Source organism: Micromonospora sp. I033, from assembly GCF_053890995.1.
Genome location: NZ_JBSSLX010000049.1, coordinates 1 through 11,932, shown reverse-complemented (window position 1 = coordinate 11,932; position 11,932 = coordinate 1). Strand labels below are relative to the sequence as shown.

At 74.9% G+C, this 11,932-nt stretch carries 8 protein-coding genes; 3 read left to right on the top strand and 5 right to left on the bottom strand.

Annotation, left to right across the window (positions count from 1 at the left end; all coding sequences use genetic code 11):
- Nucleotides 1-7: 7 nt before the first annotated feature.
- Nucleotides 8-991, top strand: coding sequence for a porphobilinogen synthase (hemB, locus tag ACW0Q9_RS11380; protein WP_456180351.1), 984 nt, complete (start codon nucleotides 8-10; stop codon nucleotides 989-991).
- On the opposite strand, the gene ACW0Q9_RS11375 is transcribed toward hemB, so the two are convergent.
- From ACW0Q9_RS11375 to ACW0Q9_RS11355, 5 genes are all read right to left on the bottom strand, one after another.
- The gene (locus ACW0Q9_RS11375; RefSeq protein WP_456180349.1) at nucleotides 985-2,145 is read right to left on the bottom strand and encodes a hypothetical protein; all 1,161 of its coding nucleotides are present in this window, start codon (nucleotides 2,143-2,145) and stop codon (nucleotides 985-987) included. The two genes, hemB and ACW0Q9_RS11375, sit on opposite strands and share 7 nt — an antisense overlap.
- 2 nt (nucleotides 2,146-2,147) lie before the next feature.
- Entirely contained in the window at nucleotides 2,148-2,681 is a 534-nt protein-coding gene (locus ACW0Q9_RS11370; RefSeq protein ID WP_456180347.1) for an RNA polymerase sigma factor, read from the bottom strand.
- A gap of 259 nt (nucleotides 2,682-2,940) precedes the next feature.
- Nucleotides 2,941-6,213 carry a lamin tail domain-containing protein gene (locus ACW0Q9_RS11365; RefSeq protein WP_456180345.1) on the bottom strand — a complete coding sequence of 1,091 codons (3,273 nt, stop codon included), beginning with the start codon at nucleotides 6,211-6,213 and terminating at the stop codon, nucleotides 2,941-2,943.
- A gap of 94 nt (nucleotides 6,214-6,307) precedes the next feature.
- Nucleotides 6,308-7,324: a GNAT family N-acetyltransferase gene (locus ACW0Q9_RS11360; protein ID WP_456180384.1), complete on the bottom strand. Its 1,017-nt coding sequence runs from the start codon at nucleotides 7,322-7,324 to the stop codon at nucleotides 6,308-6,310.
- A 72-nt stretch (nucleotides 7,325-7,396) separates the two neighbouring features.
- The gene (locus tag ACW0Q9_RS11355; protein ID WP_456180343.1) at nucleotides 7,397-8,758 is read right to left on the bottom strand and encodes a murein transglycosylase; all 1,362 of its coding nucleotides are present in this window, start codon (nucleotides 8,756-8,758) and stop codon (nucleotides 7,397-7,399) included.
- 55 nt (nucleotides 8,759-8,813) lie between these two features.
- Here ACW0Q9_RS11355 and ACW0Q9_RS11350 point away from each other — a divergent pair, with 55 nt between their 5' ends.
- Together ACW0Q9_RS11350 and ACW0Q9_RS11345 are read left to right on the top strand one after the other, a co-directional pair.
- Entirely contained in the window at nucleotides 8,814-9,035 is a 222-nt protein-coding gene (locus tag ACW0Q9_RS11350; RefSeq protein ID WP_456180341.1) for an FmdB family zinc ribbon protein, read from the top strand.
- 156 nt (nucleotides 9,036-9,191) lie between these two features.
- Nucleotides 9,192-11,932: ATP-binding protein (locus ACW0Q9_RS11345; RefSeq protein WP_456180339.1), on the top strand; the 2,741-nt coding region annotated here is incomplete at its 3' end.

The window sequence follows — 11,932 nt, the reverse complement described above, 5'->3', positions numbered from 1 at the left end:
GTCCCTCATGTCGTACCCCGAGATCCGGCCCCGCCGGCTGCGCCGTAACGCGGCCGTGCGGCGGCTGGTCTCCGAGACCCGCGTCGACCCGGCCGAGCTGGTCGTGCCGATGTTCGTCAAGGAGGGGCTGACCGAGCCGCGGGCCGTGGCGTCGCTCCCGGGGGTGCTCCAGCACTCCCGGGACTCGCTGCGCAAGGCCGCCGTCGAGGCGGTCCAGGCCGGGGTCGGCGGGATCATGCTCTTCGGGGTGCCGGCGACGCGGGACGAGACCGGGTCGGGCGGCATCGACCCGGACGGCATCCTCAACGTGGCCATCCGGGACGTGATCGCCGAGGTCGGCGATGCCACCGTGGTGATGAGCGACCTCTGCCTGGACGAGTTCACCTCGCACGGGCATTGCGGCCTGCTCACCCCGGACGGCGCCGTGGACAACGACGCCACCCTGGCGGCGTACGCCCGGATGGCGGTCGCCCAGGCAGACGCCGGGGTCCACGTGGTCGGGCCGTCCGGGATGATGGACGGCCAGGTCGGCGTGGTCCGCCGGGCCCTGGACGCCGCCGGGCACCAGGACGTCTCGATCCTCGCGTACGCGGTCAAGTACGCCTCCGCCTTCTTCGGCCCGTTCCGGGACGCCGTCGAGTCGGCCCTGGAGGGCGACCGGCGCGCCTACCAGCAGGACCCGGCGAACCTGCGGGAGTCGCTGCGCGAGGTGAAGCTGGACGTCGCCGAGGGCGCCGACATGGTGATGGTCAAGCCGGCCCTGCCCTACCTCGACGTGGTCGCGGCGGTCCGGGACGCCGTCGACGTCCCGGTCGCCGCCTACCAGGTCTCCGGCGAGTACGCGATGGTCGAGGCGGCCGCCGCGAACGGCTGGATCGACCGCGAGCGGGTGATCCTGGAGACGCTCACCTCGATCCGCCGGGCCGGCGCGCAGATCATCCTCACCTACTGGGCGGTCGAGGCGGCCCAGCTGCTCCGCCAGCGTTACTGAACGGCGATCGTCACCACCCGGGCCAGCTCCGCGACCGAGTAGACCTTCCGGGGCGGGTCCGGTAGCTGCGCCCACACCACACGGACGGTGGTGTGGTCGGTCCAGGCGGTGCCCCACGTCCCGCCGTCCGTCAGGCCGTAGGTCGCGCCGGCCGTGCCGAGCGGCTCGTCGGCCCGGCGCCGTCCGGTGGCGGTGTCCAGAACCGCCAGCCGGTACTCCAGGTCTCGCCCGACCGGTCGGCGGTAGGGGACCGCGACCATACTGCCGTCCGGGGAGAGCCGGATCGACGGCGCGCACTCGCCGTCCACCGTGAGGCGGGGCAGCCGGTTTCCGTCAGCCAGTCGACGCACGTCGAGCTGGCAGCGCGTCATGTCGGGCGGGCCGGTCACCGACACCACCAGGCCCGCCGCCAGCGCCGCGTCGCGGAACGGCAGCTCGTCGTCGGCGCTGGCCGGAACGGGGATCAACGTCCTCTCCCGGCCGGTGGTCAGCTCGTGAGCCACCAGGCCCACACCGCCTCGGACCAGGTAGGCGTACCGCTCGTCGGCGCCGGCCAGCTTCAGGCCCTGCCCCCTGGTCCGGACCTCCCGGCTGATGTCGACCCGGTCGTCCGCGCCCAGCACCATGAGCCGGATCGAGAGGCCCGCCACGTCCGGGCCGTCCGTCCGCCGTTCGCCGGGCATGAGGTCGGTGAGCTTGAGGCCGACCAGCCGACCGTCGGACAGCGCGACGGACTCCTGCCAACCGGCGGGAACCCGGTGCCGGACCACCGAGCCGTCGCTGCGCAGCTCGTCCGCGACGCCGCCGAGCAGACCGATCTCCGGGCCGGCCCGGTGCGGTCGCACGGTGCCGCCTTCACCACTCAGCATCAGCCGCTGCGCCGGCGCCGGGGTCGGCGGCGGCGAGTCGGGAGCGGTCGGTGACGTCGACGGGGCGGCGACCGGCGCGGCCGGTCGGTGCTCGCGGACGAGCAGCGGCACGGCGCCTCCGGTGAGGGCGATCAGCACCACCAGCCCGGCCGCGCCGGTCCCGCTCCGGCGGCGACGCCGGGCGCGGGCTCGCCGGCGAATGGTCGCCAGGTCCGCCGGGTGCGATCCGGTGGCGCGAGCGGCACGGTGGACCAGCTCGGCCAGGTCCTCGGGTACGACGTCCATGATCACTCCTTCTCGATCAGCGCGGCCCGCAGTTCGGCCAGCCCCCGGGAGAGACGGCTGCGGACGGTGCCCTCGGTCAGGTCCAGCACGGCCGCAGTCTCGGCGGTGGAGAGATCCAGCAGCACCCGGCAGACGATCACGGTGCGTCGGCTCACGGGCAGCAGTTCCAGCGCCGACCGGGCGGCCAGCCCGGCGGGGTCCGGGGCAGCTGCCGCCGGATGCCGGTCGTCGGCCGGTGGCCGTTCCCGGCGCACCTTCCGCCACCAGGAGGTGGCCCAGTTCAGACCCACCCGGAAGACCCAGCCACCCGGGTTGTCCAGCCGGCGCACCCGGTCCCACCGGGCGTACGCCCGGGCCATCGCCTCGTCGGTCGCCTCCCGGGCCACCGCGGTGTCCCCGACGGCCAGCGCGAGCGCGCGGTGGATCCGGTCCACGTGGTCCCGATAGAACTGCTCGAACGACAGAGGCGAGGGCGTGTCGCGGTCGCGCGGCAGCACGTCCGGCGGACCGGCCGGCGCCGAGGGGTGGCTTCCCATGTCCGGTACACGCTCCGGAGGGGGGTTTCGTTCCCGGGTCGTCGCAGGGAGGGGACGGGACGGCCGGTGCCGGTTTCCCAGCCGGGCGCTCCGCGTCCCCGCGCGGGACGTGCGGTCGCTCATTGTCACTCTGCGCCCCGAGCCTCCGCGACCCCGACCCTTACCCGCGCCCGCCGCGCGACCCGCAGCGGTGCGGACACCGGAACGGCCCGCCGTCCGGCCGGTGAGCCGGGCGACGGGCCGCTTCGCGGTGCGAGGGTCAGTCGTCGTCGCGGATCGTGCCGATGCCGGTCACGTCGGCGAGCCGGAGCCCCGGCACGCCCGCCACGTACAGCTTGAGCTGCTCGTCCGCCTCGCGCTTCCGGTCACCGCGGACGGTCACCGGGAAGGTCAGCGAGGTCTGGCCGGCGGCCAGGGTCCTGCAGCCCACGTACGAGTCGTAGTCCGAACCGGCCTGCGCCGTGGTGCCGTAGGTGGTGGCGCAGATCAGGGCCGGCTCCGAGAGCGGGCGGGAGACGGTCACCGTGAACGTCATGGTCGCGTCGCCCTTGTCGCCCTCGGCCACCGCCGCGTCGGAGACGCTCAGCGACGCGCGGGAGCGGAACCGGGCCACCTGCGGGTCGTGGTCGCTGGCCCCGCGGTCACCCAGGCCCTCGGCGTCGGTGGGGTAGTCGGCGTTGATGTGCGCCGTGCGGACCTGGACCAGGTCCTCGTGCAGCGGGTCGTTCACGAAGAGGTTGTCCAGCGTCTGGGCCTGCCCGTCGTAGGTGTACGAGTACGCTGCCGCCGGCACGTCGGCCACCAGGTCGTCCCACAGGTTGTGCAGGCCGGCCTGGTACAGCGGGGCGAGCTGGTCCGACGGCGTCGGGTTCGCCCCCGTGGCGATCGGGTCGTCCGGACGCGGGAAGACGTTCAGGTCACCGCCGTAGATCACCCGCGCGTCCGGGTCGGCCGCCTCGACGGCCTGCACCAGCGCCGCCCCGTACGCGGCCTGCTCCCGCCGCTGCCCGACCCGGCTGTCCGGACCGGACGAGAAGTGGTTGGTGGCCGCCCAGAGCGTGAAGTGCTCGGCCGAGCCGGGTGCCGCCGCCACGGTGAACCTGGCCAGCTGGACCGCCCGGGTGTAGACGTTGCTGCCGTCCACCCCGGTCGAGCGGTCGACGTCGGCCGGCAGCACGGCGTTGAACCCCTTCGGGTTCTGCACGTCCGTGTTCGACGGCAGGGCCGCCGAGCGGTACTGCACGGTCGGCGCCGAGCCCAGCAGCGGGTCGGTGGCGGTCGCCTCGGCCAGCGTCAGCCGGTCGGTGCGGTAGAGGAACGCCGAGGCGATGCCCCGGGCGTCCGCGCCGGTCCGGTCGTACGCCGCCGCGTAGGCGGGGCCGCCGTTGGCCGCGATGGCCAGCGCCAGCTCCTGGACGGTGTCCGGCGCGCCGTCGGCGTTGTTCGTGTCGCCGCAGGCCAGCTTGCCGTCGGCCACCGTGCAGATGTCCTGGTCCTCGGCCTCCTGCACGAGCACCAGATCCGGGCTGTGCAGGGCGCCGGTGATCTGCCGCGCCTGCACACCCAGCTTGTCGGTGTAGGCCGCCTCGCTGGCCGGCACGTAGTCGAACGGCGGGCTGACCCCGGTGCAGCCCGAGTTGCCGGCGAAGTCGCAGCCGTCGAACGGGTCGTCCCGGTAGTCGTACAGGTTCTCCACGTTGTAGGTGGCGACCGCGACCTCGCTGTTCCGGTCGGCCGGCTGCGGCGGGTTGTTCTCCGCAGGGTCCGCGCCACCGGTCAGCGTGAGCTGCTCGGGCTGCACGCTGTACTTGCTGAACGCGTACGAGATGGCGCCGTAGGCGTCCTCGGTCAGCGTGTCGTAGGTGCGGGCCTCGGGCAGCAGCGCGGTCGAGTCCCCGGCGGTCGCCTTCACGCCGCCGGCGCCCAGCAGGATGCGCTGGTAGTTGCCGTTGTCGAAGAGCGTGCCCGGGATGTCGTCCAGCGGGTGCGCGTCCCGGAACACCCGGCGGGCGTACGGGTCGGACCGCTTCATGATCGGGTCCTCGCGGTCCAGCACGTAGATCTCGGAGTCCAGGGTGGACGCGAAGATGTGCCGCGGGGCGGAGACCCCGCTGCCGGAACGGACCCGCATCCGCTCGCCCTCGTGCCGCTCCCAGAACCGGCCGGCGGCGGCCGCGTCGGCCGGCGGCCGGGCGTCGTCCACGCGCACGGCGGTGTCCACGTCCAGGCCGGAGTCGAGCTTGCGCACCAGCGAGGCGCTGGAGAGCTGGGTCTGGTTGAAGTATTCCGAGACCCGGCCGCGCAGCACCACCTCGTCGCCGACGGTCGGCGCGTAGCCGCCGATCAGGGTGGTGAACGAGCCCATGAAGACGAAGATGCCGTCCGAGGTGAGCGGGTCGCCGTCCTCGGCGCCGGTGCGGCTCTGCAGGTAGAAGCCCCACTGGTCGGCCCCGGCGGAGCTGCGGGTCAGCGACTTCTGGGTGATCACACCGCGCACGTCGTAGAGCATCGAGCTGGTGCCGTTGCCGCTGGCCGGGGCGAGCGGCGACCGGTCGGTGCGGCCGTCCTCGTCGTCACCGGTGCGGCCCTGCACCTCGCCCACCGACAGCACGGCGGTGGCCTGCACGGTCAGCGTGCAGGTCGCGGTGCCGCCCTCGGCGTCGGTCGAGGTGACGGTGACCGAGTAGGCGCCGGCCGGGAGGCCGGTGGCGGTCAGCGTGGCGGTGGCCGTGCCGCCGGCCGCGGCGGCCGGGGTGAACGCGGTACGGCTGATCGAGCCGCTCGCCGGCGCCGGGTTGACCGCGGTGACCGCGAGGTCGGTGACGGTGTCGTCGGCGTCCGTGGCGGAGACCTGACGGGTCGCGGTGGCGCCCGCCTCCAGGACCAGCGTGCCGCCGCAGGTCAGCGTCGGCGCCTGGTCGACCGGGCCGCCGCCGTCGATGCTGTGGCTGCCCAACCCGTCGAAGGTGTCGGTGGCGAAGCCGGCCCACTGCGTCGCCGGGTCGAAGGGGTCCCCCGGGTCGGTGTCGCCGGCGCTCACCGAGGGAAGCCGGCGCAGCGTGTTGTCGGCCGTGCTGGTGAGCCCGGTGCCCCACTCGCTGCCCGGGTCGACGCCGACCTGGCCGATCGAGTCGACCACGGTCGTGCCCTTGCGCAGCACGATCGCGTCGTCGCCGTTGTAGAGCGAGCTGCCGTAGGTCTGGTCGGCCTGGGCGAGGATCGCCGGCGCGGCGGTCGAGGCGGCGAAGACGAAGACGTCACCGGCGGCGACCGTGCCGGTCAGCGGCACGTTCGTCGAGGTGGTGGCGCCGTTGAAGTAGAGCTGGAGCTGGTAGCCGGCGGCGGCCAGGTCGATCGGGCCGCCGGTGCCGTTGTACAGCTCGACGGCCTTGTTGTTGGACAGGCCCTCGACGTACTCGGAGATGAACAGGTCGGTGGGCGCGGCGCTGGCCGCGGGGGGTGCGATCCCGATGGCCGTGACGGAGACGGCGGCGGTGGTCGCGAGCGCGGCGAAGGTGCGGCGCGGGCGCATGGAGCCTCCACGATGGGTGGACAGGAACTAACGCACGTTAAGTGCCCTCCGGGTCCGCCGTCCATCCCCCGGGCAGCCGTTTGGTGAATATCCGTCAGCGCGGGCTGTCGAGCCGGTGCACCAGCTCGGCCACGTCGACGCTGTATTCGCACCAGTCCCGGTCGGGGCGGTAGCCCAGCTCCGCGTTGACCTTCAACATCGCCTCGTTGGCCTGCGCGTTCCAGGTCTGCACCTCGGCCAGCTCCGGCTCGGCCGAGCGCAGCTCCAGCAGCATCCGGGCCTTGATGGCCCGGTCGATGCCGTAGCCCCGGTGGTCCCGGACCACGATGGTGTCGTACTGGTCGGCCCGGGTCGGGTGCTGCGCCGGCACCACGACCTCGGTCAGCCCGGCCACCTCGCCGGTCTGCTCGTGCAGGGCCAGCACGATGTACGGCTTCATGCCCCGCCGGTGCAGCGTGTCGAGGCTGGCCCGCAGCCGTTCCGGGTCGTAGGAGCTGGGCCGCAGCTCGCCGTCGTCGACGTCGCGCACCTCGGCCTTCGCCCGCGCGTACGCCTCGATCAGGTCGTCCGGCGGCCCGCCCGGGCAGAACTCGACGTGGTAGCCGGCGCCCACCTCGGTCGCCATCTCGGCCAGCGCCGGCCACTCCACCGCGCCCAGGTCGAGCACGCTGCGGGTCTCGACGTATTCGCGGGTGAAGCCCAGCGCCTCGTAGAACGCCACGGCCGGGGTGTCGCCGACCACCTCGACGCCGATCGACTGGAAGCCCTCGTCCCAGACCCGGCGGGCGGCCACCCGGACCAGCTCGCGCCCGAGCCGGCCGCGCCGGGCACTCGGGTGCACCAGCACCTCGAGCACGCCGATGCCGCCGAGGAGCAGCACGTTGACGTGACCGAGCATCGGCCCGGGGGTGCCGTCGGCGGCGGGGTCGGCCTCGGCGACCCAGGAGATCCGGCGCTCACCCGGCATCACCTCGGAGAGGTACTCCCGCAGGGAGCTCTCCCGCCAGGGCGGATCGTGCGGCAGGTCGGCCGCCAGCACCGCGTTCAGCGTGTCCAGCAGCGACGCGATCTCGGCGGACGACGCGGTCCGAGGGTCCCACTCGCGCACCATCACCCGTCTAGCTTGCCGTCAACGGCAGCCCGGGGGAAGGGTCTGGTCCGCGAATGTATGCGACCGGTCACGTCACGTACCGCTCAGCCGTCCGTACTCGTCGGCCTTGTCGAAGACGTCCTGGGCGTAGCGGCGCACATCGTTGTAGGACAGGATGGCGCCCCACCAGTCGCCCGGGATGGTCATGTTCCGGCCACCCTTGCAGAGGTAGCGGCCGGCGGCGAGGGCCGCGTCGTCGATGTCGTGCGGGTTCCGGACGTTGTCGTTGTCGGCGTCCGCGCCGATCTCCTGCCAGGTGCTCGGGATGAACTGCATCGGGCCGAGGGCCTTGTCGTAGACCCGGTCGTGGTCGAGCTGCCCCTGGTCGGTGTCGAGGATCCGGGAGCGGCCGCCCTGCCCGTCCAGCGGGGCGCCGAGGATCTCCGGCTCGGCGATGCCGTTGGGCAGGAGGGTGGCGCCGTTGGCCGCACCGTGCCGGGACTCGACGTAGCCGATCGCGGCCAGCGTGGTCCAGCTCAACTGGCAGCTGCGCTGGGTCTGGGCGAGCACCAGCTCGGCGTAGCCGTACGCCTGCACGGCGACCGGCGGGATCCCGGTCGCCGCGCTGACCTGCTGCGCCCACCCGGCCAGCGCGTCGGCCGGCCGGCCGGGAACCCCCGGGCCGACGACCGGACCGGTCGGCGTGCCGCCGGGCGTGGCCGTACCGGTCGGGCCGACGGTGCCGGGCAGCCCGGTCGCGCCGGGGGTCACCGGCACACCGGTCGCCCCGGGCACCACGCCGGCCTGGGGCACGCCCTGGACCGGGGCGTTCGTGGTGGCGTCGACGGCCACCGGCCGCGGCGTGCGGATCGCCGCGGGCACCAGCACCGCGCCGGCGACGGCGGTGGCCGCGACCAGGGCGAGCAGGAAGAGGCCGGGCAGCGTGGTGCGCCCGCTGGGACGGCGCGACCAGGCGCGGGTGGCCCGGGCCGCGCCGGCGGCGAGCTGCCGGGGCGGCACCCGGACCGCGTGCGCGAACGGCACCCGCCGCCGTCGGCCGGCCGCCGGCGTTCCGGCCGGGGCGACCGGAGCGGCACCCGGCTCGGTCTTCGGGTCGCCCGACTCCGCCTTCGTCTCGCCCGGCTCGATCGCCGGGTCGCCCGACTCCGCCTTCGTCCCGCCCGGCTTGGTCGCCGGGTCGCCCGGCTCCGTCTTGGGATCGCCCGGCTCGGTCGCCGGGTCGCCCGGCTCCGTCTTGGGATCGCCCGGCTCGGTCTTCGGGTCAGCCGGCTTCGCCGTCGGGTCGGCCGGCTCCCTCTTGGGTTCGGCCCTGGTGTCGGCGGCCGGGTCGGGTGCGGCGTCGCGGCGCGGGCGGGGGACGGGGCCGGCGCCCCCGTCGGGCGGCGCAGCCGGTCGCAGGGGCCGAACCGTCGATCGCTGCTCGCCGTCCACCACCCGTCGAGTATCACCCATGGCTGCCGACGCGTCAGGTCCGCCGTACGCTGATGGCATGCCCCGCTACGACTTCCGCTGCCGCGCCTGCGGCGACACCTTCGAGGTCAACCGCCCGATGGCCGACGCCGGCCGGCCGGCCTCCTGCCCGCAGGGACACGCCGACACGGTGAAGCTGCTCTCCACCGTCGCGGTCACCGGGCGGGGCGGGTCCGGCCCGGTCGGCGGGGCGTCCGCACCGGCCGGCGGCGGTTGCTGCGGCGGCGCCTGCGGCTGCTGACGGCCGGTGCGCCCTCGGCCCGCCGGTCGATCCGGCTTGCCGCCCGTGTGATCCTTTGGCACCTTGAGTCGGAATCTGCCCGGCCGTTCTCACGATGCGTGACCGCGCGACCATAGGGCAGCATGAAGCCGACGTCACGGGGCGGAGGTTCCACGCATGTCGCCACGGATCCACCTCCCGAGCGGATGGGTGACCTTCGTCTTCACCGACATCGAGGGCTCCACGCGCCTGGCCCAGCTGCTCGGTCCGGGCTACCGCCCGGTGCTGCGGGAACACCGCCGGCTGCTGCGCCACACGTTGGCCGGCACCGACGGGGCGGAGCTGCTGACCGAGGGCGACTCGTTCTTCCTCGCCTTCCCGGACGCGGCCACGGCGGTGCACGCCTGCCTCACCGCGCAACTCGCGCTGGCCGGCCACGACTGGCCCACCCCGGAGGCCGCGCCCCGGGTCCGGATGGGCCTGCACACCGGCTTCGCCGAACCCCGCGACGGCGAGTACGCCAGCCCCGAGGTGCACCGGGCGGCCCGGGTGGCCGCCGCCGCCCACGGTGGACAGGTGCTCTGCTCGGCCGCGACCGCCCGGCACGCCGACCCGCTGCCCGACGGGGCGTCCCTGTTGGACCTCGGGCTGCACCGGCTGCGCGGCTTCGACGACCGGGAACGGCTGTTCCAGCTCGTCGCGCCCGGCCTGGAGCGGAGCTTCCCGCGACCGCGGACCGCCGACGCGGTGGCGCACAACCTGCCCACCCAGGTCACCTCGTTCGTCGGCCGGCAGGCCGAGCGGACCGAGCTGCGGCGGCTGGTCGAGACGTACCGGCTGGTGACCGTGCTGGGCGCGGGCGGGGCGGGCAAGACCCGGCTGGCCGTGGAGCTGGCCTCCGGGGTGGTCGAGGCGTACCCGGACGGGGTGTGGTTCGTCGACGTCGCGGCGGTGACCGACCCGGGGCTGGTCGCCTTCGAGATCGCCGCCGTGCTCGGGCTCCGCCCGGAGCCCGGCCGCCCGATGGTGGACACCCTGGTCGAGTACGCGGCGGCCCGGCGGATGCTGGTCGTGCTGGACACCTGCGACGCCCAGCCGGCCGCCTCGGCCGAGGTGATCTCCCGGCTGCTGTCCGGTGGCCGGGGCGTGCGGGTGCTGGCCACCAGCCGCGAGTCGTTCGGCGTGCCCGGCGAGGTGGTGTGGCGGATCCCGCCGCTCTCGGTGGACCCGGGCCCGGACGGCGGGGAGAGCGACGCGGTGGCCCTGCTGCTGGACCGCACCACGGCGGCGCGGGGCGGCCGGGCGCCGGAGCCCGCCGAGCAGGCCGACCTGCGCCGGGTGGTCCGCCGGCTGGACGGGCTGCCGCTCGCCATCGAGCTGGCCGCCGCGCGGCTGCGGGTGCTCTCGGCCGGGCAGCTCGCCGAGCGGCTCGACGACATGCTGGGCACCCTGGACGCCGGGCGGGAGGAGCTGGAGGCCGCCCCGGTGGAGGCCGGCTGGACCGGTAACCAGCAGGACACCGTCGATCTGGTGGCCGCCGCGACCGGGGCCGCTCCGGCCACGCCGGCGAGCCGGGCGGGGCAGCGCTCGGCGAACGAGCGGCACCTGACCATGCAGGCCACGGTCACCTGGTCGTACCGGACGCTGGGGGCGCGTTCGGCCCGGCTGCTGCGCTGGCTGGCCGTCTTCGCCGGCCCGGTGGACCTGCCGACCGTGCAGTGGCTGCTCGACGACGACCCGCTCGATCCGCTGTCGGTGCTGGTGGACAAGTCGATGGTGCTGGCGGAGCCGCACGCCTCGGGCAGCACCTACCGGATGCTGGACCCGATCCGGGCGTACGCGGCCCGGCGGTTGATCGAGGCCGGCGAGGAGCAGACCGCCCGGGACCGGCACGTCGCCTGGTCCCGGCACGCCCTGGAGCGCGCCCACCTGGGTCCGGACGGCCGCCCGGTCACCCTCTCCCTGTACGCGCTCGACCCGCTCGCCGGGGAGCTGCGGGCCGCGTTGCGCTGGTGCGCCACCGGCGGCAGCGCCCGCTCGGGGCTGCGGCTGGCCGGCGGGCTGGACCAGTGGTGGCGGGAGCGGGGGCTGGCCCGGGAGGGGCGGCTGTGGCTGTTCCGGCTCTACGGCCGGATCGCCGAGACCGGGGAGCCGATCCCGGAGGCCGAGCTGGCGGCGGCGTACCACATGCACTCGTTGCACGCCGGGGCGGACGGGGAGTTCGCCGAGGAGCTGCGCTACTCGCAACGGGCCGAGGCGGCCGCCCGGCAGGCCGGCGACCTGGGCCTGCTCGCCCGGGTGCTGGCGGGCCGGGCCGCGCCGCTGGTCGACATGGGACAGTTCGTCGAGGCGGAGCGGGTCTGCCGGGAGGTGCTCGACTGGGCGTACGCCCAGGACGTGGTCTCCGACGCCCTGCTCGCCGTCTACAACCTCGCCGAGCTGCTGTGGCGCCGGGGCGCGCTGGACGAGGCGGCCGAGGTGCTCGGCGCGGCCCGCCCGGTGGAGGCGGCCCGCCCGGTGGAGCGGGGCCGTCGGTCGGTGGACATGCTGCTCGGCCTGGTGGCGCTGGCCCGGGGCGACCTGGTCGCCGCGCACGAGCACCTGCTGGTGGCGCTCCGGTCCCGGATGAGCCACGGCTACCTGGGCCGGGCCTGCGACACGTTGAACGCCATCGCGGTGCGCTGCGCGCTGGGCGGGGAGCCGGTGACCGCGGCGCGGCTCTTCGGCGCGGCCCAGGCCACCCGGGCCAGCCTCCGCGCCACTCCGGGTATCCACGGCCCCTACTGGCTGGCGTGCCAGGCCGACCTGCGGCGCACCCTCGGTGACGCCACGTTCGACGCCGCCTACGCCACCGGTGCCGCCCTCCCCCTGGAGGAGGCCGCCGCCCTGGCCCTGGACCTGGAACCTGGTCTCTTATA